20 protein-coding genes and 1 tRNA gene are annotated in these 26,999 nt (G+C 51.5%); 11 read left to right on the forward strand and 10 right to left on the reverse strand.

Annotation, left to right across the window (positions count from 1 at the left end; genetic code table 11):
- Positions 1-5: 5 nt before the first annotated feature.
- On the reverse strand, positions 6-1,283 hold the full coding sequence (hemA, locus tag C0081_RS21575) for a 5-aminolevulinate synthase (protein ID WP_101536049.1): 1,278 nt from the start codon (positions 1,281-1,283) through the stop codon (positions 6-8).
- A 432-nt stretch (positions 1,284-1,715) separates the two neighbouring features.
- Here hemA and C0081_RS21580 point away from each other — a divergent pair, with 432 nt between their 5' ends.
- Positions 1,716-2,237: a response regulator transcription factor gene (locus C0081_RS21580; RefSeq protein ID WP_101535804.1), complete on the forward strand. Its 522-nt coding sequence runs from the start codon at positions 1,716-1,718 to the stop codon at positions 2,235-2,237.
- Between the two features lie 7 nt (positions 2,238-2,244).
- Here the strand turns inward: C0081_RS21580 and C0081_RS21585 are convergent, their stop codons facing one another.
- The 3 genes from C0081_RS21585 to C0081_RS21600 all read right to left on the reverse strand — a co-directional run bounded on the left by C0081_RS21585 (position 2,245) and on the right by C0081_RS21600 (position 5,706).
- The gene (locus tag C0081_RS21585) at positions 2,245-3,360 is read right to left on the reverse strand and encodes an ATP-dependent DNA helicase (protein ID WP_101535805.1); all 1,116 of its coding nucleotides are present in this window, start codon (positions 3,358-3,360) and stop codon (positions 2,245-2,247) included.
- A 219-nt stretch (positions 3,361-3,579) separates the two neighbouring features.
- Positions 3,580-4,248 carry a TetR/AcrR family transcriptional regulator gene (locus tag C0081_RS21595; protein ID WP_101535807.1) on the reverse strand — a complete coding sequence of 223 codons (669 nt, stop codon included), beginning with the start codon at positions 4,246-4,248 and terminating at the stop codon, positions 3,580-3,582.
- Positions 4,249-4,785: 537 nt separating this feature from the next.
- Positions 4,786-5,706, reverse strand: coding sequence for a MurR/RpiR family transcriptional regulator (locus tag C0081_RS21600; protein WP_101535808.1), 921 nt, complete (start codon positions 5,704-5,706; stop codon positions 4,786-4,788).
- A gap of 297 nt (positions 5,707-6,003) precedes the next feature.
- Here C0081_RS21600 and C0081_RS21605 point away from each other — a divergent pair, with 297 nt between their 5' ends.
- The 4 genes from C0081_RS21605 (at position 6,004) to C0081_RS21620 (ending at position 9,889) form a co-directional block, all read left to right on the forward strand.
- A complete protein-coding gene (locus C0081_RS21605) occupies positions 6,004-6,861 on the forward strand; it encodes a 3-keto-5-aminohexanoate cleavage protein (RefSeq protein WP_101535809.1) in 858 nt (285 codons plus the stop codon).
- A 32-nt stretch (positions 6,862-6,893) separates the two neighbouring features.
- Complete coding sequence (locus C0081_RS21610; protein WP_101535810.1) at positions 6,894-7,511, forward strand: NUDIX domain-containing protein; 618 nt, start codon at positions 6,894-6,896, stop codon at positions 7,509-7,511.
- A gap of 139 nt (positions 7,512-7,650) precedes the next feature.
- Positions 7,651-9,114 (forward strand): aldehyde dehydrogenase family protein, encoded by a 1,464-nt coding sequence (locus tag C0081_RS21615; protein WP_101535811.1) that lies wholly within the window; start codon positions 7,651-7,653, stop codon positions 9,112-9,114.
- Positions 9,115-9,130: 16 nt separating this feature from the next.
- Complete coding sequence (locus C0081_RS21620; RefSeq protein ID WP_101535812.1) at positions 9,131-9,889, forward strand: glucose 1-dehydrogenase; 759 nt, start codon at positions 9,131-9,133, stop codon at positions 9,887-9,889.
- A 19-nt stretch (positions 9,890-9,908) separates the two neighbouring features.
- Here C0081_RS21620 and C0081_RS21625 read toward each other — a convergent pair whose 3' ends face one another.
- Together C0081_RS21625 and C0081_RS21630 are read right to left on the reverse strand one after the other, a co-directional pair.
- Positions 9,909-10,499, reverse strand: coding sequence for a DUF2585 domain-containing protein (locus C0081_RS21625; protein WP_101535813.1), 591 nt, complete (start codon positions 10,497-10,499; stop codon positions 9,909-9,911).
- 161 nt (positions 10,500-10,660) lie between these two features.
- Positions 10,661-11,704: a threonine dehydratase gene (locus tag C0081_RS21630; protein ID WP_245418021.1), complete on the reverse strand. Its 1,044-nt coding sequence runs from the start codon at positions 11,702-11,704 to the stop codon at positions 10,661-10,663.
- 162 nt (positions 11,705-11,866) lie between these two features.
- Here C0081_RS21630 and C0081_RS21635 point away from each other — a divergent pair, with 162 nt between their 5' ends.
- Positions 11,867-13,291, forward strand: a complete 1,425-nt coding sequence (locus C0081_RS21635) for an aminotransferase-like domain-containing protein (RefSeq protein ID WP_101535814.1) — start codon at positions 11,867-11,869, stop codon at positions 13,289-13,291.
- Positions 13,292-13,366: 75 nt separating this feature from the next.
- On the opposite strand, the gene C0081_RS21640 is transcribed toward C0081_RS21635, so the two are convergent.
- A complete protein-coding gene (locus C0081_RS21640) occupies positions 13,367-17,494 on the reverse strand; it encodes an ATP-binding protein (protein ID WP_180967007.1) in 4,128 nt (1,375 codons plus the stop codon).
- 418 nt (positions 17,495-17,912) lie between these two features.
- On the opposite strand from C0081_RS21640, the gene C0081_RS21645 reads away from it, so the two are divergent.
- The 3 genes from C0081_RS21645 to C0081_RS21655 all read left to right on the forward strand — a co-directional run bounded on the left by C0081_RS21645 (position 17,913) and on the right by C0081_RS21655 (position 19,415).
- Positions 17,913-18,290: a phasin gene (locus C0081_RS21645; protein ID WP_101535816.1), complete on the forward strand. Its 378-nt coding sequence runs from the start codon at positions 17,913-17,915 to the stop codon at positions 18,288-18,290.
- A 274-nt stretch (positions 18,291-18,564) separates the two neighbouring features.
- Entirely contained in the window at positions 18,565-19,149 is a 585-nt protein-coding gene (locus C0081_RS21650) for a phasin family protein (RefSeq protein ID WP_101535817.1), read from the forward strand.
- Between the two features lie 189 nt (positions 19,150-19,338).
- Positions 19,339-19,415: transfer RNA gene (locus C0081_RS21655), tRNA-His, on the forward strand.
- Positions 19,416-19,653: 238 nt separating this feature from the next.
- Here C0081_RS21655 and C0081_RS21660 read toward each other — a convergent pair.
- Positions 19,654-21,948, reverse strand: a complete 2,295-nt coding sequence (locus C0081_RS21660; RefSeq protein WP_101535818.1) for a molybdopterin-dependent oxidoreductase — start codon at positions 21,946-21,948, stop codon at positions 19,654-19,656.
- 442 nt (positions 21,949-22,390) lie between these two features.
- Between C0081_RS21660 and C0081_RS21665 the strand changes: the two genes are divergently transcribed.
- The gene (locus tag C0081_RS21665) at positions 22,391-22,873 is read left to right on the forward strand and encodes a bacterioferritin (RefSeq protein ID WP_101535819.1); all 483 of its coding nucleotides are present in this window, start codon (positions 22,391-22,393) and stop codon (positions 22,871-22,873) included.
- Between the two features lie 601 nt (positions 22,874-23,474).
- Here the strand turns inward: C0081_RS21665 and C0081_RS21670 are convergent.
- The gene (locus C0081_RS21670; protein ID WP_101535820.1) at positions 23,475-24,284 is read right to left on the reverse strand and encodes a transglutaminase-like domain-containing protein; all 810 of its coding nucleotides are present in this window, start codon (positions 24,282-24,284) and stop codon (positions 23,475-23,477) included.
- An 886-nt stretch (positions 24,285-25,170) separates the two neighbouring features.
- On the opposite strand from C0081_RS21670, the gene C0081_RS21675 reads away from it, so the two are divergent.
- Positions 25,171-25,752, forward strand: a complete 582-nt coding sequence (locus C0081_RS21675; RefSeq protein ID WP_101535821.1) for a TetR/AcrR family transcriptional regulator — start codon at positions 25,171-25,173, stop codon at positions 25,750-25,752.
- Between the two features lie 166 nt (positions 25,753-25,918).
- Here C0081_RS21675 and C0081_RS21680 read toward each other — a convergent pair whose 3' ends face one another.
- The gene (locus C0081_RS21680; protein ID WP_101535822.1) at positions 25,919-26,995 is read right to left on the reverse strand and encodes a porin; all 1,077 of its coding nucleotides are present in this window, start codon (positions 26,993-26,995) and stop codon (positions 25,919-25,921) included.
- Positions 26,996-26,999: the final 4 nt, after the last annotated feature.

Here is a 26,999-nt window from a genome sequence, read left to right on the forward strand (position 1 = left end):
ATGGGCTACCCGCCTGCGGCGTTAAAAACCTGCTGCTCTTCCAAACATTTGAGGTCATAAAAACTACCTGGCTCTATTTTGGGCAGATCCAGACGCTCCCAGACATCTTGAAGGGCGTTGCACAGCCCATCGACCAAATGATCGTCATGGAAAGGCGTGGGTGTGATACGAAGCCGTTCAGTGCCCCGCGGTACAGTGGGGTAGTTGATGGGCTGAATATAGATGCCATGCATCTCAAGCAGCATATCAGAGGCTTTTTTACAAAGGTCAGGGTCGCCAACGAACACCGGCACAATATGTGTCTCAGACGGCATTACAGGAAGTCCCGCGCCAGACAAAATCTTCTTGGTCTGCGCAGCTTGACGTTGCTGACCATCGCGCTCGGATTGGCTATTTTTCAAATGCTGTACAGAGGTGCGTGCCGCGGCCGCAATGGACGGGGGCATCGCTGTGGTGAATATGAAGCCGGGTGCATAGGAACGTACGGAATCAATAATAGCGGAATTGCCAGTAATGTAGCCGCCCAACGTGCCAAAGGCCTTTGCGAGAGTGCCTTCGATAACGTCGATTCGATCCATCAGGCCTTCCCGCTCGGCAATGCCAGCGCCACGAGGACCATACATGCCAACCGCATGCACTTCGTCGATATAGGTCATGGCGTTGTATTTATCGGCGAGATCGCAAATTTTTTCGATCGGCGCGATGTCGCCATCCATGGAATAAACAGACTCAAATACGATCAGCTTTGCGCGTTCCTTGCCTGCTGCGGCCAGCAATTCTTCCAGATGCTCAACGTCGTTGTGACGGAAAACCTGTTTGGATACGCCTGAGCTTTTCACGCCGGCGATCATCGAGGCGTGATTGAGCTGATCCGACAAGATGAGACAATCTGGCAACAATTTGGCAATGGTAGAAATCGCCGCTTCATTGGAGACAAAACCGGATGTGAAGGCCAAGGCTGCTTCTTTGTGGTGCAAATCGGCCAGTTCCATTTCTAACTCGACCAACGGACGGTTGGTGCCAGAAATGTTGCGCGTGCCGCCAGCGCCGGCACCCATTTTTTGGGCGGTGTCGCTCATGGCCGCGATGACATCAGGATGTTGGCCCATGCCCAAATAGTCATTGGAGCACCAAACCAAGATCTCGCGTTCCAGACCATTGTCTGCACGCCAGATAGCTCGCGGAAACTTGCCTGCTTGCCGTTCAAGATCGGCAAAGATACGGTAACGCTTTTCGGTCTTCAGAGAAGACACGGCGTTCTCGAAGAATTCTTGATACTTCATACAAATGGCATCCGCTTGTTTCTGGTCCAAATCAGCGAACCGATTGGTCTGGTCTCAAAGCCTGTTGGACTGTTTGGTACAGCCCTCAAATAAATGGTCTAATCAAGCATCGGGTCTGCATCTTTTGTGGTCACTCTGCCTGACACTTTGCGCAAGAGCTTTGAGTTTTGTCAATTATCACGCGCCTTACAAATTTGTAACGCTACCGTAACCTCTTGGACACATTGTGATCCAGCCTACGCAAATGCTCGTATTTAAGGCCTTTTTAAAGGGCATAAGCCACGAAGTGAACCCCAAAAAAGTTGTAATAGCATCAAGCCTTCGCATTCAAAGGCAAAGTAAACATTCATAAAGGCTTTGCAACTACCATACCCGTATCCTTCTATCCGATCGGTTTTGGCCCGTTGGTGGTTTCAAGGTGTGGAGTATTCGATGGCGTCAATTACTGTCCTGTCAGCATTAAGGGTCTTGGTGATCGAAGATAGTGCCTATATGCGCACGATCATTCGTACCATCTTGCAAGGACTGGGTGTGCGCGAAATATTTGAAGCAGAAGATGGCGGTGTCGGCCTGGAAAAGCTTGAGCAATTGTCGCCGGACGTTGTCATCATCGATTGGGTTTTACCCATTCTGGATGGCCCCGAGCTTGTGCGGTTGGTACGAAACCCCAATCACCCTATGGGTACAGTGCCGATCATCATGATTTCATCCTACGCCGAGAAACACCGCATTATGGAAGCCAAGCAATTGGGAGTGCATGAATTCTTGCGTAAACCCTTCTCTGCAAAGGACATGTATTTGCGTCTGGTGGCCGCCACATCGATGGAACGCCCATTTGTGCGCACCGATACATATTATGGTCCGGCACCACGAGAATCGGTCATACGTCGGGCGGGGGATGGCCTACTGGATGTGGGCGCCGGGGCCGTGTCTGTACCCACCGCATTTGGCTAGCGGATCGCTATCGCACAATGATGAGCCGTTCTGCTGCCCGTGTTACGCCGGTATAAAGCCAGCGTTGTCGATGATCGCGAAACGCCCAGCTTTCATCAAATAACATCACATCATTCCATTGAGAGCCCTGCGATTTATGCACGGTCAGAGCATAACCATAGTCAAAGGAATCACCTCTTTTACGAACGGTCCAAGGAATCTCGCCCTCATGCTCTTCAAAAAGTGCTTTGGGCACCTTGAGAGGCACGCGGCCTGACAATTCATGACCCAGTTCAGGACTGACCCGCATCTTGATGTCTTTGCCGACCCGGCTGGTGATTTTATCCACCATCCAGATGCCGCCATTGAGCAATCCTTTTTGGTGGTTATTTCGTAGACAAACCAGCTTGTCTCCCAATTGCGGATAGGGCCCTTCAAAGCCTTGCAACTCGCGCAAGCGTTTGTTGTACTTGCTGCGCGTGATATTGCGCCCAACCAGAACCTGATCCACCTCAAGCACTTGGTCTGTATCCAGATCGCGGCGATTGATCACCTGAACCGAACCAAAATCTCCATAATCCAACTCATTGCCTTCGCGCACCTCCTGCGCCAGCCGAATGATAGGGTTGTCTCTCGCTTGCCGATGGATTTCGGTAAGCATGATGTCCGGCTCTGCTTCGGTGAAAAAGCCGCCGCCAGAGACGGGCGGCAATTGTGCGGGGTCACCCAACACCAGAACCGGTTTGCCGAAAGACAAAAGGTCAGAACCCAGCATTTCATCGACCATCGAACATTCATCAATGATGATCAGGTCCGAATCATGAGCGGGACTGTCACGATTGATCACAAAGGAGGGCACATCGCTGGCTTGTTCTTCGTCATCTTTGTCGCTGGTATCAGGACGGTAAATCATCGCGTGGATGGTACTCGCACCCGGACAGCCCTTTTGGCGCAAGACTTGCGCGGCTTTTCCGGTAAATGCTCCAAACAGGACTGTGCCATTCACGCCTTCGGCCAAATGTTTGGCGAGCGTGGTTTTACCGGTACCAGCATAGCCAAAGAGACGGAATATGGGCTCTTTGCCGTGTTGGATCCATTCACTCACTGCACGCAGTGCAGCGTCCTGCTGTTGCGACCATTCCATGGCTGTCTTTTACCAATCCTTCAGGGACAAGGGAATCAGTTCCGATGCGAACTGTGCCGGTTGCGCCGAGACTGGCCAAGCGCGCCGCAAATTTCAAGCAATTGATGAAAATTGGCAAAGGGACAAGGAAAACTGTCCCAAGAACCACCACCATGCAGGCCGTGGTTTTAGTTTTTTCGCTGCTTGGTCAAACTGCCGAGCTTGTTCCAATCCGGCCTGCTAGGCCTGCAGGCGTTGGGCTTCTTGAGATTGGCGCATGGTTTCCACCGAGCGCGCTTGTGTCTTTATCAGCGTAGCAAAATGCGGTGACAACCCGGACAATTGATCCAACCCTATTCTCGCAAGGCGCAGTTCGGACGGGTCGAGTTTGGAAAAATGCGCCAAACTCATTAAGATGCACAAGAAATGATCTATGCTTATTGCATTCACACCCTCAGATTGCGAAATTTCTCTCTTATAGCGGTCCAATAACTGTGACAGACCACCCATCAGGCGTAAGTAGTAATCTTGGTAAATTTCATAAATCTGTCCGTCTCGTGCCGAGAGCTCGCTCAAGCCGTTGAAAAACAAACATCCCCTGCCTTGCCCATTATTGGCTAGAAAATGGCTGAAATCGAGAATCAGATCAATCAGAGCAATATCTGCCGATGTCTCTTTATCTTGTATGTCATTGACCAGCTGATTAAGCGGAGATGCGTCCATATAGCGATTAAGGACTGTCGCCAATATGCCTTCTCTCGAGCCGAAACTGTTATAGAAGCTGGACCGCTGAATCTTCATCGCTTCGACGAGTGAACTGATGGATGTTCGTGCAACCCCATCACGCCAGTAACAATCCGTTGCTGCTGCCATAACAAACTCAGAATTGAACTCTTTTGGACGTCCCATGTAATCCTCCGTATCATCACTGGGCGCCACTAATTATACGCCTATAACGAGAATCTACCTGTCAACCGGACTTGCTGCAACTCACTTGGTCAATGCAAACCAAAATTTATTTCATCAGGTATCCAACAGCCATCATATCGCATTGGTTGCAATGGGGAACATTGACAATATGCTCCTATTGAATGCAATTGTGACTGCTTGGATTTTTGAAGTGTGTTGATAATTGCATTGCCAGTGAATTTTCTCAGGTGATTGAAATCAATGGCACTTTGCGAACCAGAAGTAGAAAAATTGGCAAAAATGACAAGGGAGGCTGTCCGCTGAGGCCGATGCTGACCCTGTTTGTGAGTATGCGTGTGCCAAAGAATTCAAATCATGCCAGATTGCAATGCGGCCTGTGGGTAACCCGATAAGACAGGCACCTCGGCCGGTTTTCTACGTGGGTCTAGTGATTTTACCGCCACAGATATCTGTTCTGAATTGAGCTGTGCAACTCGATTTTACGCAGGAAATCGGAGCCACAATCAAAATGGTAAGCTAGCTGTTGAACAGATCGTCGTCATCATCATCGAACTTGTTAGACGGCTCGACCGGACTGAGATAGCCTTCCACTGCGTGTACCTGATCGCGAAATGAACGCAGATTCTCAACCACGCTTGAGCCACCAAGGCGGGCGCATTCGGCTAGGATCAACTCACAAACAGAGGCGGCAGGGACCAGCGATGGCAACAATTGCGGACCCGTCATAGGAACAAACAACCCCAAGTCAGCCAAAGGCACGGCCGGAGAAGACATGGCATCTGTAATTGCGATGATTTTGCAGCCGCGTTTTTTGCCAACTGTCAGCAGCCGCCCGCCTTCTGATGCATAAGGCGCAAAGGTGAAAAGTATGATCAGGTCGCGTGGTCCGGCCTGCCCCAGAATATCAAAATGCGATCCATCCGGGCTTTCCAGCAGCCGAATAGACGGTAACGCGATTTTGCCTGCATAAGCCAGATAATGCGCAAATGCGAAAGACGAGCGATAGCCCGAGACATAGACGCGATCCGCTTCGATGATAGCCTTGGCAATGCGCTGCACGGCTCTCTGGGTGTCTGGCTGAAACAGGCTGGTCAAATTGCTTAAGGTTGCCTGCCCGATTTCAACGAAGGCATCCGAGCTTTCTCCCCAACGGCCATCTTTTTGCAAAGCAGCAGCGCGCTCATCGAGTCGAATCTCCTGAGCTTGCACGCCTTTTTGAAACACTGCGCGAAAGGGATCGAAGGTTGAAAAGCCTGCAACCTGCGCCAATCTTACGATGGTTGACGGGTGCACATCTGCCGCCTTGGCCAACTGGCGAACAGATTTGAACGCCACATCGGCCGGATTTTCGAGCACATAAGATGCAGCCACTTTCATCTGGGGCGATAAATCTGGATAAGCGTCCCAAAGCAATTGCCGCAAATCATCGAGTTTCATGAAGACTCTTTTCTTGTGATACCGAAGAGACCACTGAATCGGACCGGCACCGCACTATCAAAACGGCCTCCTTCATACAAAAGTTGAGGGCATTTGGCAAAGGGTGAGCTTGACGCTTTTACTGGTTATCTATTTAGAGTCCCAACTTGGATGGACAATAGCTTAGTGTAACAATGAAGTGGACCAATTTTCGATTGTTGACTGCGTAATTTGATATTTTTGTCGTCCCGGTCCTATAAATAAGATCTGAACGCTGGTGCGCGGATAATCTCGCTGCCAAAAAAGAGTCAAAATAACATGATACTTGGAATTCCCAAACCGGTTAGCGTGTCTTTCGCCGCCAATGGCATTGGTCGCAGCAAACGTGACTATCTTGGCCTTCCGCTTAAACGCGAAGAATTATTAGAAGCGGCCAAAGCGGCGCAAAATGCCGGTGCCTCACTTTTTTCTTTTTCTGTGCGTGACGAAAAGGGGCTCTATTGCGTCGATCCCGACATCTGCTCTGAAGTCGTCATGGCCTTGCGGGACGCGCTGGATGGGGCGATGGTTTTGCAGTTGGAATTGGATGCCAGCAGCGGGGCGTCGCCCGCGCAGTTTGGGGCGCTCTTGAGCAAGGCGCAACCGGATGCTTGCCAGATTCCACTCAACCAGATCTTGCCGCGCGATGGAGACGAAGCCGACGAAGAGGCTGCCCGTGATCTTTTTGACCTATGTGATCAGTTGAAAATCGGCGTGCAAATTGCAATCAATCAGGCCACTGACATCGATTGGTTCTATGCCTTCCGCCAATATGGAATCATACCAGAAACCTGCCAGTCTTTGCTTTTTATTCTGGGAAGTGACGGGGAAGACCCGTCCAGCGAGCCGCATCGCTTGCGAGGCTTTTTGGCGGGGATGGAAAAGCAAAATCTTTTGGGGAAAATAGCGTGGTCGGTTGCTGCATTCGGCCCTCAGGAAACAGCAGCCCTGACAGCCGCCATGGCTCTGGGAGGTCATATTGCACCCGGCTCGGCCTATAACATCCATACGGTAGAGGGGGAGCTGTTCCTTTCACCGCAAGATCAGCTGACTGCGCTTGGGGATCTGGCAGGCCGTTTGGGCCGCCCCACAGCCAGCGCTTTTGAAACACGCACACTTCTGTTCGGCGCACGGTGAACCGCTCAACAAGTCATAAAGGCAACCACACTATGTCCGATCGTTTTCTGCCCAAACGTGACCATGTCGACGCTAAGCTGACGCATTGTGAAGTGAAATACCGTGGGTTTGTCAAACTGAGCGAGTGCCAGTTGGAATATACCCATTCAGACGGCGAGCGGCGCGTGATGACCCGCGAGATTCATGATCATGGTCATGCGATTTGTGTGCTGCCCGTGGATCGTGACAGGCATGTTGCCTTGCTGGTGCGGCAGTTGCGCGCAGGACTGGTTGCCAACAAAGAGCCTGACCCGATGCTGCTGGAAGTGGCTGCAGGGTTGATCGATGAAGGCGAAAGTGCCGAAGGGGCCGCGCTGCGCGAAGCCGAGGAAGAATTGGGTTTTCGTATTAATGAGCTGCAATTCGTCTCAAGTTTCTATGCGTCTCCCGGAATTTTGACCGAAAAAGTCCACGGCTTTCTGGCCAGCTATACGTTGGACGATCGCGTTCATGAAGGGGGAGGCTTGGACCATGAAGACGAAGACATCATCGTCGAGGAAATCGCTCTTGATGAATTGGGAGAAGCGGTGCTTGAGGGGCGATTGCGTGATTCCAAAACGATCCTGCTGATCCAGTATTTGATGCTGGCAGAACCCGAATTGTTTTTCTGACGCCGTCAAAAGCAAGCGATAAGCATCGAACCGAGCCTTTGGATTGTCCCCTTGCACTTGCCGGTTGGACAGGACATGCTGCTTCACACATTTCAATGCTCAACATTTGGGGGTGAAGATGTCGGTTTCATTGGCGACGATGGCGCAAACCATCGCACAGGACAAACAGTGGAGCAATCTGATTGGCGGCAGCCATCAAGAGGCGGCCTCGGGACTGACGCTTGATGTTTCCTGTCCCTCGGACGGCCAAATATTTTGCACCATCGCCCGCTCTGGGCTGGATGACGTCGACGCTGCGGTGAAAGCCGCCAGAACCGCTTTAGAAACAGGGCCTTGGTCTCGCATGACAGCGACAGAGCGAGGGCGCTGCATAAGCCTTCTGGGACAGTTGGTGCTAGACAACCATAGTGAGTTGGCGGCTCTGGAAAGCCGCGACACCGGCAAGCCTTTGCGGCAAGCGGAAACAGACATCACGGTTTCGGCCCGCTATTTTGAGTTTTACGGTGGTGCTGCTGATAAAGTCATGGGGGAGTCAATCCCCGTGCTTGACGGCTATACGGCCTTCACTCTGCGCGAGCCTCATGGCGTTATCGGATCCATCATCCCATGGAACTATCCTGCGCAAATTGGATCCCGAATCATTGGGGCTGGTCTCGCCATGGGCAATTGCCTTGTCATCAAACCGGCTGAAGCGGCCGGCCTGTCTGTTTTGCGCATGGCAGAGCTGGCGTTGGAAGCCGGTGTCCCGTCGGGTGTGCTCAATGTTGTCACGGGTTTGGGCGAAGAGGCCGGTGCTGCACTTGCTTCACACACGGACATAGACTTTCTCACCTTTACAGGCTCGCCCGAAGTGGGCAGTCAGGTTCAGCGCGCCGCCGGAGTAAACCATATCGGCACGACGTTGGAACTGGGCGGCAAAAGCCCGCAGCTCTTGTTCGCAGACGCCAATCTGGACGACGCGTTGCCCGTTGTGGTCAATGCGATCATTCAGAACGCAGGCCAAACCTGTTCTGCGGGATCGCGCCTGTTGGTGCATCACGACATTTGGGAAAATGTGATTGAGCGATTATCCGCCCGTTTTGAAACGCTGGTTGCGAACCGGCATGATGCTGATGCCGATCTGGGCCCGTTGATTTCTCACGGGCAGGCTGAAAGGCTGCAAACTTTTATGACGCTGGCGCATGATTTGGACATCCCCGTATTGGCCGCAGGCACAATCGCTCAAGATGCGCCCGAAAGTGGCTATTACGCTGCCCCTGTTCTGTTTGGTCCTGTGCCCAGCGGTTGCGCATTGGCACAAGAAGAGATCTTTGGCCCCGTGCTATCGATGATTCCGTTCCGCGAAGAGGAAGAAGCTGTGCGCATCGCCAACGGCACCCCGTTCGGGTTGGTCGCCGGTGTCTGGACCGCAGACACATCGCGCTCCATGCGCATGGCGCGCGCCATCCGTGCCGGTCAGGTTTATATCAATGGTTATGGGGCAGGCGGAGGGGTTGAGTTGCCCTTCGGTGGTTTCAAAAAATCCGGCCATGGCAGAGAAAAGGGCATGGCCAGCCTGATGGAACTGTCTGCCGTCAAAACGGTGATCATGAAACACGGCTAATCAGCGGGGAACGCGTATGACTACAGGATCTGATACAGGGCGTCTGGCCAATAAAATCGCCATCATAACCGGTGCAGCATCGGGCTTTGGGGAAGGTATGGCACGACGCTTTGCCAAGGAGGGTGCAAAGGTCATTGTCGCCGACCTTAACGGCGACGGTGCCCATAAGGTCGCTGATGAGATCGGCGGTATGGCGTTGGAAGTGGATGTTGCTCTCGCAGCGGATGTCGACCGCATGATGCAGGCCGCGCAAAGCTTGGGCGGTTTGGATATTCTGATCAACAATGCCGGTTTCACCCACCGCAATATGTCGATGTTGGATGTGGAAGACGACATGTTCGATCGCATCTTTGCAGTCAATGTTAAAGCCATTTTTATGGCCGCCAAACGCGCTGTTCCCATTATGCGCGCAAGCGGTGGCGGTGTGATCATCAACACAGCCTCTTCTGCGGGCCTGCGTCCGCGTCCGGGTCTTGTGGCTTACAACAGTTCCAAAGGAGCAGCCATTTCCATCACCAAAAGCATGGCGGTGGAGCTGGCCCCTGACAATATTCGTGTTAATGCGCTCTGCCCTGTGGCAGGCGAAACCGGCATGTTGCATCTGTTTATGGGGGAAGACACGCCAGAAAAACGCGAACTTTTCAAAAGCTCCATCCCGCTGGGACGTCTCTCTACCCCTGAAGACATGGCCAACGCAGCGCTCTATCTAGCCTCGGATGAAGCGAACTTCATCACTGGTGTTGCCTTGGAAGTGGATGGTGGTCGCTGTATTTAGCGGTTCCATCAACCGGCCATTACAGTCCCTGCAATTGCCAGTCGCGCACGGCGTCGATCGGGTAGAGCAGCATCAAAATGTTGAGCGACAGATTATCGCGGATCATTGCACCGACAAACAGCTCGGCTGCAATGATCAAGACGATCGTCACCCACACAGGCAGTTTTGCCGCTAACCAGAATCCAAACAACATCCATATAATATCAAAGACCGAGTTCAACACGCTGTCGCCGAAATAGTCCAGCGCAATGGTCGCTTCGCGATAGCGATTGATAATGAAGGGCGAATTTTCCAACACTTCCCATGCTGCTTCAACCAAGATCGACAACAGGGCGCGCAGCCCCATTGGCCAGCCGGCACCACCGGTCGCAAAGCGACCCATCCACCAAAAAAGTCCATAAAACAACATGCCATGGATGATGTGGGAGGGCGTGTACCAGTCAGAAATATGCTGGCTGTTGTCTGAGCTGTTGACGTCCCATGTCCAGAATTTGACCACGCCACATTTGCAAATCGGCTCGCGCCCCATCATCAATAGGATGATCGCAGTGGTCGCGATCATTAAAATCCCGATCAGGGCATAATGTTTTGGAGTCAAACGAGCGAGCATGTGGCATCTTTCAGAATGAGATACGGGCAGAATAGGTGTCAAACGATAAGGGATCTAGAGACCTCACGCCAGACAAGCCTTTTCCTGCCCCCATCTTTCTGCTTCAGCCCACCGAAACAGCGCCGCAAACAGCTTTAGTGATATCTGGGTTCTTTCTGGGCCTAAACCGTAGGTGTTTGCCCCGCCATCAGCTGGGCCACCCACGCGGTGTCAATGTTATGACCGCTCAGAACAACCCCCACTTTCTTGCCAGCCATTTTGGCTTTCTCGCTCATCAACGCAGCAAGGGACGCCGCTCCTGCACCCTCGGCCATATTGTGTGTGGCGCGGAAGATCAACCGGATCGCATTGGCAATGGTTTCGTCGTCCACGCGTACAACCCGTTCTGCGCCCTTACAGACAACCGCCAGCGCATCAGGATCGGGGCATCGCACGGCCATACCGTCAGCAAAGGTGTCGCTGCGATCCGCTTCCAGCAGACAGCCTGCTTCAAATGAGCGGGCGTAACCATCGGCTCTGTCTGAGGTGACGCCGACAATTTTTGTTTTCAAATTCAGCGCATCCCGTGCCGCGATCATACCGCATATGCCCGAGCCTTTGCCGATGGGGACATAGATGGTGTCGAGGTCGCGGTTCTGCTGTAACATTTCATAGGCATAGGTGCCTACACCGGCGACAAGATCCTCATGAAAAGAGGGTACCATATGCAGGCCATCCTGTGCGGCGACCGCTTTGGCGTGGCTCACTGCGAGATCAAAATCATCGCCTTCTTCCACCACAGTTGCACCAAAGGCCTTTGTAGCCTCGTTTTTTTCCGGGGAGTTGCCATGCGGCACCACAATGGTTGCACGCATGCCTTCAACCCTTGCTGCAAATGCCAGGCTCAGTCCATGATTGCCGCGTGTGGCAGAAATCAGACCCCCGCCTTCTGGGAACCGTGCCTTATGACGGTTGGCATAGACCAAACCGCCGCGCACCTTAAACGCACCCGTCGGAGTGTGGTTTTCATGTTTCATCCAGACATAGGCACCCAGTTCAGCCGCCAACAAGGGCCAGTTGTAACACGGGGTGGGGGACATGGAGCGGTAGACAAGTTCTTCGGCCTTTTCAAAATCACGGCAGCTGAGCATGGTATGGTGTCCTTTGTCATCTTCGGGGTGACGGGCGCGGTCACAAAAGCCATCGGTAAAACCATGGCCGATCATGGGCATTTGTCGGGTTAGCAAATACCGGTTGGCAAAATTAATGACAAAGTATATTGTATGGTACAATATATATATTGTATGGGAAGCAAGTTTAATTGTCTTCCATACAATTGATGGCAAGTGAATGAAACGCGCGATCAATGGCAAAGAAGCAGGGGCAGCATGAAAGACAAACAAACAGACTGGTGTCCGGATATATCTGACCTTGCGGGCCCCAAGTATCGCGCCATTGTTTCCGCTATGCAAAAGGATATACAGGACGGCATTCTGCTCCCAGGCGCGCGTCTTCCCACGCAGCGCGATTTGGCATGGAGCCTGAAGGTCAATCTTTCAACCGTAACCGAGGCTTTTCGTGAAGCAACCAGACTGCGGTTGATCACGGGCGAGGTGGGCCGAGGCACCTATGTTTTGCCCGGCAATGATGCCGCTCAGCTCTATGCCATGGATCGGTCGCAAACCGAGAATATGATTGATCTGTCGACCATCATTCCTGCCCGTGCATTCAGTGATGAGGATGTTCGGCAAAGTTTTGCCACCCTGTTGGCTCGGGACAATCTTGCCGACATGATGGACTATAACAGCCCCAATCTCATCAAACGCTGCCGCAATGCAATTGCCCAACTGTATCAGGCCCGAGGCTTTCATCCGCGACAAACCGATATCTTCCCCTGTGCTGGTGCGCAAGCGGCCCTGTTTGCGGCACTGCAAATGGTCGCAAAGCCGGATCTGCCGGTGTTGGTTGAAGAGCTGACTTTTCCGGGCATGAAAGTCGCAGCCAGACAAATGGGGTTGCGCTTGGTGCCGGTGACGATGGATGACAGAGGCATTTTGCCTGAAGATCTGGATCGGGCCGCACGGGCCAGTGGTGCGCGTATTTTGGTCGTGAGTCCCATTTTGCAAAACCCCACCGGAACGACAATGGACGCAGCCCGTCGTGCTGAGATTGCCCGACTGGCCGAAAAGCTCGACTTGTTGGTGATTGAAGAAGATGTCTATGGCGGATTTTCCAAGGAACCGCCTTTGAGCCTACAACTGGCAGGCCGCTCTATTCTGGTCGGTGGCCTGTCCAAACTGGTTGCGCCGGGTCCGCGCTTCGGGTTTATTATTTCCACGTTGGAAGGGGAAGATCGAGCGCCCGTCGGGCTTAATTTCTCCACAAACGAGTTGGTTCATGTCACCAGTTGGATGGCGGCGCCCATTATGCTGGAGTTGGCCTGTAACTGGATCGAAAAGGGTGAAGTCGACAACCACATGGAATGGCAGCGACAGGAAGCCCGCGCGCGGCAAGGCTTGCTCCGGCGCAAATTGGGGTTGCCCGCCTTGGGGCGCGCTCCGGCCGCGCCGCACATCTGGATTCCTACGGGAGCGTCGAGTCAATTGCTAGGGGGGCTGCCCAACCATCCCGACTGTGGCACGGGAGAGCAAATGGCAGCCAAAGCCAGCGCCGCAGGTGTCGCGTTGGTGCCTGCATCCACGTTTTGTGCTGGGCGCATTCAATCCGACGGCGTGCGCCTCTGCGTCACCGCTCCGCTCAATCGGTCAGATTTGACCGAGGCCTGCAAAAGGCTCAACAAGGCTTGGGAATAGGGGCAGGGGGCTGTGCTGCTGTGCTGCCCCTCGAGGCTTCAAAGCCACAATCAAGACCGGTGGTCTTGATTGGTGTTATTGTCCGGCGTCTTGTTTTAAAATGACCCGTTCTTTGGGGATGGTCACTTCAACAAGGGTACCGTATCCCTTCTTACTGGTCATGGCAAAACGGAATTGGTTTGCCTCGACAAGGGCTTTTGTCAAAGGCAGCCCAAGACCAGTGCCTTGCAATGCGCTACGGGTGGTCGAGACCTGACGGAAAGGTTCAAGCGCTATCTTGAGCTCCTCTTCATTCATCCCTATGCCAGTATCGCGAATGCGCAGCACCACATCACCACTCTCTTCATAGCCGGTCGAAACAATAACTTGTCCGCCTGTATCTGTGAATTTGAGTGCATTTGACAGCAGATTAAGAATGATCTGCCGGAGCGAACGATCGTCTCCAGCCACATCTGGCAAATTGGAGCCAAACGATGTGCGGATGATAATCTGATCACGGCTGGCTTGGGGTTGCATAAGTCCGACACTCTCGGAAACCAACCGGTTCAGCTGTGTTGGCTCGAATTGCATTTCCATCTTGCCCGCTTCAACCTTGGACAGGTCGAGAAGGTCATTGAGCAAGTTCATAATATGCTTGCCGGAAATGCTAATATCCTTGAGGTAGTCCTTATAGCGGGTCGATCCGATTGCGCCAAACCGCTCGTCCATCATGACTTCGGAAAAGCCGATGATAGCGTTGAGAGGTGTGCGAATTTCATGGCTCACTTTGGCCAGCATATCAGATTTTTGTTGACTTGCTGTCTCGGCACCCAGTTTTTGCGTTAACAGCAGCTCTTCAGCGCGCTTGCGCTGGGCAATGTCGCGCAACACAACACCGAAACGATTGGTGCCCGGAATAGCGATCCGCCCCATGGTCATAAACAGACGCAACATACCACCGGATTTAACTCGCCCAACAATCTCGCGACCATCATTGAGAATGCTGGCCACACCATTGCTTTTCAGGCTTTCGAGATAGGTGAGGGTGTCGTTGTGACTTTCTTCTGCCAACAAGGTCAGAAAACTGTCTCCGGCCACATCATGCCGGTCTGTTTCAAACAGGGCTTCGGCGGAATGGTTCATGCGCAGAATCATTCCATCCCCATCCAACACCACAACCCCGTCGGTGGCTGCGTCTAGGATGGCTTCCAACTCGGCAATTTTCTCGTCTTCTTCAGAAACGCCCGTTTTGGGTGCTGTTTCTTGTGCATCTTCAAAGCTGAGCATCGCCGCGGGACGGTCCCCCCAATTGATGGAAGAAATGGTCGCCAGAACGGAAACAGGCACGCCTTTTCCGCCACGCAAAGTGGTGCGGCCGTCTGTCTTGGTCAACCAGTCGCCCGGCCGTCCGGTAAACAAACCTTCCATGCCTCCGGCTTTTTCAAGATCTGCACTTGTTTCAAAAGACAGCAGTCGCAGGGCTTTTCGAGAGGCGAACAAGATGGTCGAACCAGCAGAAACAATGATTGCGGTTGGTAATTTGTCGAGCAAATTGATCAGAGGAGACGAGCTGTCCTTGCTATCCCACAAAGAGGCTGTCTCAGCCTCGACGTTCGACATATCCGCAGCATCTGTTTCAGCGTCAGCATCGTCAACCCGTGGCACCTTATCTGTCGTGCCTTCCACAGTGGGCGCGATTATTTGATTGGCGTCTTGGGTGTCATTGCTTGCGGTTGCTTCGTCGCCTTTTTCAGCGGGTAGCACTTCTGAAGGCAACATTGCATCATCGGCGACTTCGCTAGCCTCAAAATCTTGGACGATTGGTGGCTCACCGGGTATGGTTTCACTCGGGCTGGTTGTCTCTGTTGAGGGCGCTGTGTCTGATGGCGTGTTTTCTGTGCTGCTACTGTCTTTAGAATATTCGCTTTTATCTTCGGACAATTTGGCCATATGCCCGCGCATATGCCGAAAAGCGGGGTCCATCGCGAGGATTTCCCGAAAAGCACTGCTCGCAGCAGAACGCAATGTTTCATCCATCTGGGGCCGTGCCTTTGATGGAGTTTCTGTCACGATATCTGATGTGTTCGGCCTATCAGCACCAGAGGTCGAGGTGATCAGATTAGCGTCATTCTGTTTGTCACTATCTTGAAACGGCCCGTCGGTCAACGCCGCTGCGATGCTGTCGAAGGCGTCACGTTCTCCATCGCTCAATGCTTCAGAACGCCCAGCCCCATCCGGATCAGCGTCAGTCGCTGACTGTGTATCAATCACCGTTGCTGATTGGTCCGCGTCGTCATCTTTGTCACCAAGCAAAGATTCCTTAACGCCTTTTGTGGAGCCGCTAAGCAATGTTGAAACCAGATCATATGGGTCGTTGCCTGAGTGGCTTGTCTGCGGCTCGTCCTCTTGTTGACGCGAGCCGTCGCCGCCCTCTGCAGCTTTCTGAGCGGCGAGATCCCCGGGGTCTTTCTGAGCTGTCGATGGGTCGTTCACCTCATCATGCACAGCATCAACTCCATCTTGCTCCAACGTCTCCATCGGTTCTTCATGCAGGGCGTCAGCAGCAGAGGAACCAGCCGAAACAGTTTCTTCCGCAGCAACAACGGCATTCCGAGCCGCTAGCAGAAGTTCATCTGACATGAGATCGCTATTGCCCTCAAACTGTGGCGAAGTCGGGGCGTCTGGCGTTGTGGGGGCGTGAATGCCCGCATCGGTGCTTGGATCTATGCCGGATTTTAGGGTCTTGGTGTTGCAGACACCAAAACCACGGAACCCTTGAAAACCGTGATAACGGCCAAAAACAGGCAAACCTGTTAGCTCCACTGGGGCTCTGAGCGTACGGCCCTGAATCGGCCACAGGACAGTCAGGCCAGCCCATGTGTCACGGGCCTCAAAGGCCTTTGCGACGACACCATCCTGATCCATCTTAAACCGATCGGCGATTTCAGGCCAACTCAGACCAATAAGGTCGGCATAGTCCGGACCAACTGCTTGAGCAAGATCCGGTGATATATAGTTAAACCGGCCGACTTCGTCGCTTTCCCAAACAAAATGATACAGGCCACCATCGTCATCAAATTCATATGGCGGCGTCGCATCCACATCTTGAGCCGATTTGGCTGGGTTTTTTGATGTCGCTTTATCGTCGATGCCGTCGCTCTCGGTATTGTCCATACCAAAAGGCAAGGCAACAACATTGGACGGGGTCTCTGGCATCGAAGCACCAGACGAGAGGCTGGCCTTGGTTGGCGCAGTCCGCTTGGAACGATCTTTCAATACGGTGACATTGTCATCATAATGATGTGGCCTGTCGAGGAATGGATTGACAGAAGGCAAATCAGACAAAAAGGGATGAACATCCTCAATATTTTGCAAATGCTTGGCCAGATCGGTGACATTTGTGGTGTTTGGCGTTGTGTTTTCCAATCCGAAATCGTTGCCAAAAATATCAGCCACATTATCGGTATCCTCGATAGCGTTTTCATCAAAAACGCCATCATCCAACTCTGCAAACAACAGCGCGCGCGTATCAATCCCCTGATCTGCGCCTGCGTCTTGAACAATTGCCAGATAATGACGGACATTTTCTTCACCGATCCGAGCAAGCGCGACGATGAATTGTGTGTCATTGTGGCTTATGGTATCGGCCGCCAATCGCAGGGGCGTATCGGCTTCTGTCATCATCAATTGTAGCTGTTTGGGGGCGAGCGGCAAGCAGTCAATAGAGCCGGAGTGCGCCAGAGTTTGCCCCAGATTGTCAAAAATGACAGCCTGCATGTCGGTGTCTTTAACCAACATATCCAGAAACAGCTGCCTCTGGACTTGATCCGAATGTCCTGCGTCGGGCTGGTCCGTCGCCATGATCAACAGAACACCTTCGCCTTGCACATCCAGCCGTTTGCACAAGCAAGAGGCCGTAACAGCGGTGTCGCCAAGGAAAAAGCGCAGGCGATCCAGAACAGGCGTGTCCGCACGGGCGTTCCGAGCCAATCGGGACAGATGCCGCCGCGCTGGATGGACATCACCAAAGGTCCTGTTCAACAAGGCGTCCATGCTGGGTTCACCAAAGAAAGCCACGCCTGCCACATTGGCCCACAGAATCCGGCTACCCTCGCTGTTCCACACCCAAGCAGGGCGCGGATCTAGCAGCACCGCTCCGATCGCCGGATGCGCAGTGAGCGTCAAAAAGGGCATGGCCAAGCTGGCCGACTGGGATTCGTGCATGTGGTGTTCTTTTCTGATCTCCGACCAACGCTTCGGCATGAAGCAAATTCATCCGCTCAGTGTCCTGATTGGAAGTGTTAATACATTATTAATACCCACTCTGGTCAATCAGGTCCAACAAAACCCGCGTCAATAGCCGCGGAATAGATTGCCATGGTTAATCTCCCCGCAGTAAAATTGTAGAATTGAGACCTTTAGAGCGGCAACAAGGCTTTGAATTCATGCTGGATCGCCGGTTATTGATTGCGATCGACAGAAATACCCGTCGATGCATCGTCAGATGGCTCTTGAGATTGCCAGTTTGCGGACTACACCTAAAGTACAGTGTAAATATGTTGCAGTGCACAAGAAAATTTGATATGGTGCATTGCAACATAGAGACGGCAGGTGCCGATCCTCACGTTTAGGAGATATCATTATGATGAAGGCCCCAGAAACATTCGAAGTTCCAGAACAAGTGCGTGACATGGCTGAAAAAGGCGTAGATCAGGCACGCAAAGCCTACGAAGAGTTCCTTGCTGCTGCTGGAGAAGCCGCTGCAAAGGCTGAAGGCTCTGCGCAGACCATGCGTGATGGTGCTGCAGACCTTAACAAAAAAGCGATCTCTGCAACCGAAGAAAGCATGAATGCGTCTTTCGAACTGGCATCCAAGCTTGTGAAAGCCAAAGACATGCAAGAAGCAATTGAATTGCAGACCAAATATGTTCAGTCCCAAATGCAGCGTTTTGGCGAAGTTGCCCGTGAATTTGGCGAATCTGCCACCAAGGCAGCCGCTGACGCGACCAAAAAAGACTAATCAATGCCGATGTCTGGTTCTCAAGACCAGATGAGAGCTATCTTGTGCGACGCAATATAGACAGCGCCGCACAAACGCAATTCAAGACCTTATTCTTTCAGAGACAAACGGGCAAAAGCCACATTCATTCGCCGGTGGGCTTCCCAACCCAGCGCTGCGTTACTGTTGGCTGATAATTTTGGTGAGCGTATTTTGCCTGTCGCCATCTGGATCATCAGCGAAGCCGAAGTCAGGCAAAGCTGATTTATCAATTTTGTAGACATGGAGACCCGATATGACCGCAACCGCCCCAAAAGCCCCGGCCGCTAAAGCTGCTGCCAAGGCTACGCCTGCCAAAAAGCCTCAAGTGGCCGCAAAGGCCTCAGCTGAAACCGCATCCAAGCCTTCGACGAAGCCTGGTGCAAAGCCGGATGCAGCAGCTGCGCTGGCTTTTGCTATGCCGAATTTTGAATTGCCAGAAACACTGATGCCGGACGGCGCTATCGAACTTGCTGAAAAATCACTGGCATCCGCTCGGGATACCTTTGCAAAAACATCAGCTTCGGTTGAAGAGCAGAGTGCCGCCATTGAGAAAAGCATCGACTGCGCAACCAAAAGTGCGAAAGATCTAAACCAAAAAACCATGGATGCTGTGAAAAGCAACATGGATGCCGGGTTCAACTTTCTGACCGACTTGATGGCTGTGAAAAGCTTCAGTGATGCGATTGAATTGCAGACCGCGTTTGCCGGCAAGCAGTTTGAAACCTTCTCGGCACAAAGCAAAGATTTGCAAGAGAGCCTGACAAAAGGCATCGAAGAGACCAGTGCTCCTGTAAAAGCAGCGGCGGAAAAAACCATGGAATCTATCAAGGCAGCCTAGAGCCGTTTCTGTGCGTTTTGAGATCTAAATGAGACGAGACAGGCTCGCATAACGCTTGTGAGCCTGTGTAGGGTGGGGCCCATCACCAAGGTTTGGTGACGTTTTTTTGACAAGTTGTGGGAAGATCACACATCAGGCCTTGCATTCATAAAAAAATTTGCCTAATAAACAGCCCACCAAGAGTGTTGTGCAGTTGTAGCTCAGTTGGTTAGAGCGTCGGATTGTGGATCCGAAGGTCGGTGGTTCGAGACCACCCAACTGTACCATTTCTCTCTTGGTAAAATCCCAAAAATTGAATAGAAACAAACACATACCTAATATGGGTTTTGTGCGTCTGGCAGTTTGTCTTATGCTGGCATGACGCCTTTGCTATGTGTTACTCGGCAAAGGCGATGTATCTTTGTGTCTGTGTAGGCTGTTGTTTAAAAAATAATGGCCAAGACCGCCCCATCCAAAACCACATAACCCTACCTCGAGGAATTTTGCGTTTCAGTTCATCCGAAATTAGGCGCTTTCAGGCTGGGCCTTGATCTTAGGGGGCTTGCTGATCGTCAGGTCAGGCAGGGGAGCCGTCCATTTTTCAACACGCACCAAGGCTGTGTGAGCGATGTTGCCCTGAGAGAGGCCGGAAGTGCCCTTGTCGATCGTCAAAACATTAGGGTTTCCATGGACTTCAAGAGGAAAGTTGTTGATCGTTTGGGGGTCAAACCATGCGCCGGTCGCTAGGGCAATGCAGTCTTTGCGTATGCCCTTGGATAAGCGCAGTCCTGCAAGGCACGCGCCTCTGTCATTGGCGATTTTCACGATATCTCCCTCACAGAGGCCACGGCGTTGGGCTGTTTCGGGATGCAAATAAGCAGGCTCCCGTTCATTGATCTTGTCCGCCCGCGACTCGCTGCCGCGATCATTCTGGGAATGAAGGCGCGTATCAGGTTGGCCTGATATTAGATGTAATTGATCAGGTTCGGCATCCAGCAGGCTTTCACATGGCTCCAACCACGTTGGGTGGCCAGGGCAGTCAGACAGATCCATTGCCGCGATTGTCTCATTGAACAGTGTGATACGGCCGCTTTCTGTGTTCAATGGATTGGTCTTTGGATCTGAGACAAAACTCTCAAGCGCTATGCGGCATTCAGATGCGTCTGGAACATCAAATCGCCCCTCTTTGACAAAGCTCTCAAAGCTGGGCAATTCAAACCCTTGTTGCTGGGCCACGACAGCGGATTGTTGCCAAATTTCGCGCAGCCAAGCTTCTTGATCCAATCTTTCGGTAAAGCTTTGTTCAAAGCCGAGAGCGCGCGAGAGTAGCTTAAAAATCTCAAAATCGTCCTTGGCCTCACCCATGGGGTCGAACAGCTTGGACATATACAACAGCGTCGGGTCGCGACGACTGAGCATAATGTCCGTGCGCTCCATCGGTGTTGTTGCGGGCAGCACGATATCTGCTCGCCGCGCCGTTGCCGTCCAGCTATGCTCGTTGACAATCACCGTTTCGGGGCGTGTCCAAGCGTCTTCAAATTGATTTAAGTCCTGATGGTGATGGAACGGGTTGCCACCAACCCACCAGATGAGGCGCGTGGTTGGGTAGATCCTGTTTTCGCCATTGTATGAATAACTGCCACCGGGATTGAGCAGCATGTCGGCAATGCGTGCGACGGGAATATAATCGCTGATCGGGTTCTTTCCCTGTGGCATAGACGGCCAGGAAATGAGGCGAGAAGGCTGGCCCACGGGAGAAGACGAACCATATCCAAAAGCGTAACCGGTTCCCGGCTGCCCGATTTGCCCTATTAAACAAGCCAGTGCCAGTCCTGCCCAAAGCGGTTGCTCTCCATGATCGGCCCGCTGCATGCCCCATGTCATGGCGATCATGCTTTTGCGCGAGACCAGCTGCAATGCCAATGCCCGAATATCCGGCGCAGCTAGATCGCAAAGGGTAGCCGCCCAATCCGACGATTTGGCTACACCGTCACTCTCGCCCATCAGATAGGCCCGTAAAACCTCCCAGCCGCTGGTATAGCGCTTGAGGAAGTCTTCGTTGGCCCGCCCAGCAACCACGATTTCATACATCAAAGCCAACAACAAAGCTGTGTCGGTGCTCGGCCTGATAGCCCACCATTCAGACTTGTCCAGATCGCTCTCTTGGGGCGACACATTGATCAGGCGCACATTCTTTGCGCGAAGCTGGTCCAGCCATGAGGGGACAGCATGGGCTGATGTGCCTGAAGACGCAATTTGTGCGGTGCGACCAGAGATGCCACCAAAGGCAAGTAAGATCTCGCAATGCTCTGTCACCAGTGGCAACGCGGTCATATCGTCCTGAAAGGCTCGATTACTCAGGCCCAGAATATGGGGATATATGACTTCTGCTGCGGCGTGCGAATAGGTGTCGCGAGAGCTTACAAAGCCGCCCGCCAAATTGAGAAAACGGCGCAATTGGCTTTGTGCATGATGAAACCGCCCCGCGCTCGACCAGCCATAAGAGCCGCCGAAGACTGATCCGTTGCCATAGGTGCGTTTCACCCGTTGCAGTTCGCTGGCAGCATGGCGGATGGCCTCGTCCCAACTTACCTCGACAAAACTGTCACGGCATCGGTTGGCACCGTTGTCGCCCTCAAGCCACCCTTTTCGAATGGCCGGTTTCAAAATGCGGCTATCGCGATCGCGCGCAGCACTGATCCATCCCCGCCCAATGCGCGAAGGAGCGGGGTCATCGGGTAAGGGTTTGATATCAATCTGGGTTGCAGTATCCGCCTTGGTGATTTGATAGGCGCCCCAATGGGAAGCGGTATATTTCATGGCCTATAATAGCAGCTCAAAAATCACTTTGATCTGCACCTCTCCCGGTTTTGGTTTGCGCATCAGTGCCGTGTCAAAATCTTTCAGCGAAAAAGGCTGAGCTACACACGCACCTTCATCAATCCATCAAGCGCTGCGCTATCAAAGTCAGAGCGGTTGCATAGTTCATCCGTGCCTGATTGCGACCCAGACTGTTGCTTTATTTTACGCAACAAAGAGATTAGGATCCACGTCTGTGTTCTGATTGTAAATGCCAAAAACTGCCCCAGATCACTCCTCGCGCCTTCCTTCAACAAAAATCAAGGCATTTGACTGTATTTACACGCATAAACACAACCGGATATTGGTGCACTTGTGAACACTTTTGAGTCAAAACCGCTTTCCTTTACTGCATATATTCACTATGATGAATATACAAACTCCCAAGTATGAGGATACAAAAATGTCCAACAACAAAACAATTGAATATCTGCAACAAGCCCTGCAGATGGAACTATCAGCCGCTCATCAGTATCAACTTCATGCTCATGTGCTGGATGATTGGGGTTTGGACAAATTGGCTGCACAAATGCGGTCTGAAATGCAGGAAGAGCTGGAGCATTCAAACCTGTTTGTTGCCAGAATTCTATTCTTCAACGGTAAGCCTGATTTGGATTTTTATAAAAAACCGGTTCAAGCAGATACTCTCGTTGATTTGTTCAAATCCGATTTGGAAGATGAATCCGAAGCAATCGAATTTTACACCAAGGCCTCTCAACATGCGATGGAGACTGGTGATATTGGCTCTCGGATGCTGTTTGAACAAATTGCTGTTGACGAAGAAGGCCACAAAAGCTGGCTTGAACTTCAGCTTAGCCTGATTGAACGTCTCGGCGAAAAAGCTTTCAGTGCTAAATATGTTTCAGGTGCAAGTACTGAAGAATAATCAGTTGAAACGGCCAGCGAGTGTCAACCGTCAATATTGCAATGGTGCGCACAGCAGGCTGCCTAATGACCAACTGAAAACCATTGGTCTTCTTTGATCATTGGCACAGCGATGCATAAGCCCGGGGTTGGAGACAGCCGCCGGGTTTTGTCGTCTGCATATCCGTCACCGGACTGATAGGGTTTTCGCTGTTGTCTAAGCCTTTGATATCTGTAATTCTGGCTTAGAGACGGTTCGTTATCGGGAACAAAGCTGTTTGACAGTAGATTCTGACCTCGTCTGCATTAATATCAAATTCGAATATATCAAACTGTGATAGAGTAGCTTTCAATATCGGACTGTTCGGAGAATCAAAGATGCTTGAATATGTTTATTGGATCGGCTTTGCTGCTGTGATTGCTTTGGGAGTTTTCTGGCTTGCCGCGAAGTGGAATAAAGAGCCAAGAGAAGGCAAAACACCTAGATAGGTGAGACAAGCCCCAAACAGCATAAAACGAGGCTGCGCCTAAGGGAGCGGCCTTTTTCTTTGCTGCACAGCAAAGGGACGTGACCGCAAGCTCATACCTTTATGTCTTGCGGTTTTTACAACAATACCGGTGGTTCAATCGGATTTATTGTCTGCCCAGACCTTGAAGTCCGTCAATGTGTTGGGGCCAAAGGTTTGTGTCAGGGGAACATCAGCGGCATCTCTGCCGCGTGCGACCAATATTCGTCCGATCCGCCGGCTGTTGTTACGTGGATCGAAGACCCACCACTGGCCTGAGAGATATACTTCCATCCAGGCAGCAAAGTCACCTGCTGCATATGGCTCCGGTTCACCTATATCGCTTAAATAGCCGGTGCAGTAGCGCGCGGGAATGTTGAGGCATCGGCAAAAAGCAATGGCTAGATGTGTGTAATCGCGACAGACGCCATGCCCTTCGGCCCAGGCCTGTGATGCGGTGCGGGTCGCTTTGGCATGTTCATATCCAAACGTAATGTGATCATGGACATAATCGCAAACGGCCTGTACCCGCGGCCACCCCAAACTGACGTTATCAAACAGTTGCCATGCTTGTTCGGACAGGATGTCAGTGTCACAGTAACGGCTGCCGCGAAGAAAGATCAGCGTATCCGATGGCAGGGCTTGAACGGCATGTTGAACCGCGTCTGGGGCGATTGGATCAAGGTTCCCCGGATCTCGGAAGATGCCATTCGTCATCAGGGTGAATTCACCAGCCGGAGCCACTAGCCTTGTAGCCCAATTGCCAAATCCATCCCGATAGCTCTCGACCGGCACACCGGGAGACGTGCTGAGATAGTCCGGGCGTTCCAGATCGCCAAACCGTGAGTAATGGACATTTAGCATTGCGACCATTGGCGTCGCCTGCGGCATATCAAACCGAAGTTTGCATCCTAGGCTGATGCGCATGATAGATCTCCTGTCACTGGTTGCTGGTCATCATACATGTCCGAATTCTGTCTCAAAATATGATACGCAATACGGATCCATGTTGATCCTCGGCCCAAACCCATGTCTGGCAGCTGTCGAGGTTTCTATTGTTCAACCCCATTGAGCCTGATGTCAAACGACGGAATATCGAGCTAGATGGAATCATGGTCAGACTTGCCATTGGTGATCTGCTACGGGATGCCTGTGATGCTCAAGCGATTAAATAAACTTGAGAGGGAGCATGACGGGCAAGAAAAAAGAACTTAATGAGCAATAATTGCTCCCATACCGCTGAATAATATCAACGATAATAAGGATGCGCATCAATTGGGGCTTCTTGAGGGCAAAGAGCTTGATGTTCTATATTGCATATTTTGGGGGGGGGGGAGGCTGTTGTGGAGGAAATCTGGCTTATCTGCATGTGTCGCAAGCAGTGAATAATAAGCAAGAGCAAATATTCCACAACAGCCTATATCTAACAATGCTCATGACACTGTCAGACGGATTACTTATGAACACATCAGCAAACATTATCCGGTGTTCAAAAGAGCGTCGAAACAATTTTGTTTGATTCTCATTCAAGCAATAGGCGACTGCGATGCCAATTATGATGAAAGAGAGAGCATTACAATTATATTTGTTTTGTAATTCATACATATACAAACTGACATTATATGTCAATTAAATGCAGTTGAAATTTACAAATTATCTACATGTGTTAATAGATATGCAGAGCGATATTAAAAGTGACGAAATTATGTTTATCTAGAAATAATTATATGAAGATATCGGCAATTGGGTTTAGAGAATCCAAGGCGTTGATGGACTGAAATTTTATACGGTTTTGCCCTTGGGGGAGGGAGAAATGATAGATACGAAAACAAAAATTATTGTAGCGGCCCTAGAGGCTTTTAAGCGCTATAGTATTCAAAGAACGACCATGGCTGATATTGCCAGTGAGGCAAAATTATCCAGGCAGACACTCTATGCTACATTGGGTAGCAAGGAAGAAGTGGTCGCCGAAGTCATCGGCTATGCGTCGATGGATTCTCTGCAAGCAACCAAGACGCGTTTGGTTGAGTGTAAATCCCTAAGCGAACAATTGGACGTCTTCTTTGAAGAAACAATTGTAATTCCTTATGAGTATATTCAAAAGAACGCATCTTGCATTGATATTTGGGGCAACAACGAAATTGTCGGACACCGCGCTGTTGTTGAGGCCCGACAAGCGTATTATCTTTTTATATCGCAATTGTTGCTGCCCTATACCACCAAGCTAGGAGAAGCAGGGCAATCACCTGCAGAGTTTGCAAAATTCATCCTGTTTGTTTGCGAGCAACTGAAAACCGCGCCCAATCCACGCGAGATCTTTGATGCGCATCTCCGGTCTCTGAAAGTGACAATTATGATAATGGCACTTGGAAGAGATCAATATACCCCGGACTAGGCTTGGCAGGCGAACGGGGACTGTTTCGCGCCGATAAAAGAAGCCAATGCCTTCACAGCATCAAAAATGGCTTGCCTGTTTTAGTGACCGATACGAAAAGGGCCCCGAAAGATAAATCTCTCGGGGCCCCTTTAACGTGCGTTCCTCTAATTAGGCATTGCCTGAATTAGAAAGTACGTTCGATTTCAAGTTTGGCAGCTACGTCATCCCAGTCTTGGTTGGCAGTCGTCTCTGTATCAAAGTCGATTTTCTGGTAGCCAACTGTAGCAGCGATGCTCAGGTTTTTAACTGGGAAATATTCAGCCATGGCACTTACACCCCAGCCTTCCCAATCGTCGGTGCCGGAGCGATCGTTGAATGCTTTATAGCCAGCGTCAACATAGAAGTTGAAGTTGTCAGCAAATGCATATTCAAGACCAGCAGAAGCAGCCCAACCGGTGTTGAGTTTGCCTGTTACAGCAGATTCTTCCAACCAGGAACCACCAGCGGTGTAACCACCGGCAACGCCGAATTTCAGGTCTTCAACAACGTTGAATTTAGCCTGACCACCGAAGGCATAACCATAATCGGTGTCATAAGCTGCATCTTGATAACGAACCTGGAATACAGAACCGCCAGCTTCAGCAGAGCCCCAGCCCTGTGCGATGGAGAGTTTAGCAACAACTGCTGGCATGGAAGTACCTGCACCGGTTTCGTTGCCTGTGTATTCTTCCAGAGCGATTGCTGCAGTTACGCCATTGCCCATTTCGGCTTTATAACCGATGGTGTTCAGATCAACGTCCAATACGCCATAGTCATCATAGCCATAACCAGCATTGAAGCTCAGCAGGGAATCGGTAAGGCCTGCGTAGAAACCACCAAGCGTGATGTATGCTTTGTCGATTGCGGTGCCTTCGCCTAAATCGTCTTCGCCTGTATCGTCAAATTCCATGTGAGCAGTCAGTGTGCCCAGCTCGGTTTCTTCACGAGCGGTGAATTTGAAAGTGGTTTCGGTGTAGAAGTTTACCAAGTTGTCGCTACGTGCAACGTCGGAATTGAAACCAGCGCTTTCAGCACCGAACAATACTTTACCACCGATTTTCAGACATGTGTCTGTGCCTGGGATGAAGAAATAACCAGCGCCGTATGCGTCACATACTTTAACATAGTCTACAGGCTCTGCTACTGGCAGATCTGCTGCTTGAGCTGCACCGCCAGCTACGAGAGCTGCTGCAGAACCAAGGATGATGCTCTTGATGTTCATAATT

The sequence above is a fragment of the Cohaesibacter celericrescens genome (assembly GCF_002866925.1).
Lineage (GTDB): Bacteria > Pseudomonadota > Alphaproteobacteria > Rhizobiales > Cohaesibacteraceae > Cohaesibacter > Cohaesibacter celericrescens.

Excerpts from the sequence above, each read along its gene's own strand:
- C0081_RS21635 (WP_101535814.1), top strand. The coding sequence starts at position 11,867 with ATGAAAGACAAACAAACAGACTGGTGTCCGGATATATCTGACCTTGCG.
- C0081_RS21625 (WP_101535813.1), bottom strand. The coding sequence starts at position 10,499 with ATGCTCGCTCGTTTGACTCCAAAACATTATGCCCTGATCGGGATTTTA.
- C0081_RS21580 (WP_101535804.1), top strand. The coding sequence starts at position 1,716 with ATGGCGTCAATTACTGTCCTGTCAGCATTAAGGGTCTTGGTGATCGAA.
- C0081_RS21620 (WP_101535812.1), top strand. The coding sequence starts at position 9,131 with ATGACTACAGGATCTGATACAGGGCGTCTGGCCAATAAAATCGCCATC.
- C0081_RS21640 (WP_180967007.1), bottom strand. The coding sequence starts at position 17,494 with ATGCACGAATCCCAGTCGGCCAGCTTGGCCATGCCCTTTTTGACGCTC.
- C0081_RS21610 (WP_101535810.1), top strand. The coding sequence starts at position 6,894 with ATGTCCGATCGTTTTCTGCCCAAACGTGACCATGTCGACGCTAAGCTG.
- C0081_RS21645 (WP_101535816.1), top strand. The coding sequence starts at position 17,913 with ATGATGAAGGCCCCAGAAACATTCGAAGTTCCAGAACAAGTGCGTGAC.
- C0081_RS21660 (WP_101535818.1), bottom strand. The coding sequence starts at position 21,948 with ATGAAATATACCGCTTCCCATTGGGGCGCCTATCAAATCACCAAGGCG.
- C0081_RS21650 (WP_101535817.1), top strand. The coding sequence starts at position 18,565 with ATGACCGCAACCGCCCCAAAAGCCCCGGCCGCTAAAGCTGCTGCCAAG.
- C0081_RS21615 (WP_101535811.1), top strand. The coding sequence starts at position 7,651 with ATGGCGCAAACCATCGCACAGGACAAACAGTGGAGCAATCTGATTGGC.
- C0081_RS21630 (WP_245418021.1), bottom strand. The coding sequence starts at position 11,704 with ATGATCGGCCATGGTTTTACCGATGGCTTTTGTGACCGCGCCCGTCAC.
- C0081_RS21605 (WP_101535809.1), top strand. The coding sequence starts at position 6,004 with ATGATACTTGGAATTCCCAAACCGGTTAGCGTGTCTTTCGCCGCCAAT.
- C0081_RS21670 (WP_101535820.1), bottom strand. The coding sequence starts at position 24,284 with ATGCGCATCAGCCTAGGATGCAAACTTCGGTTTGATATGCCGCAGGCG.
- C0081_RS21680 (WP_101535822.1), bottom strand. The coding sequence starts at position 26,995 with ATGAACATCAAGAGCATCATCCTTGGTTCTGCAGCAGCTCTCGTAGCT.
- C0081_RS21600 (WP_101535808.1), bottom strand. The coding sequence starts at position 5,706 with ATGAAACTCGATGATTTGCGGCAATTGCTTTGGGACGCTTATCCAGAT.
- C0081_RS21595 (WP_101535807.1), bottom strand. The coding sequence starts at position 4,248 with ATGGGACGTCCAAAAGAGTTCAATTCTGAGTTTGTTATGGCAGCAGCA.
- C0081_RS21585 (WP_101535805.1), bottom strand. The coding sequence starts at position 3,360 with ATGGAATGGTCGCAACAGCAGGACGCTGCACTGCGTGCAGTGAGTGAA.
- hemA (WP_101536049.1), bottom strand. The coding sequence starts at position 1,283 with ATGAAGTATCAAGAATTCTTCGAGAACGCCGTGTCTTCTCTGAAGACC.
- C0081_RS21665 (WP_101535819.1), top strand. The coding sequence starts at position 22,391 with ATGTCCAACAACAAAACAATTGAATATCTGCAACAAGCCCTGCAGATG.
- C0081_RS21675 (WP_101535821.1), top strand. The coding sequence starts at position 25,171 with ATGATAGATACGAAAACAAAAATTATTGTAGCGGCCCTAGAGGCTTTT.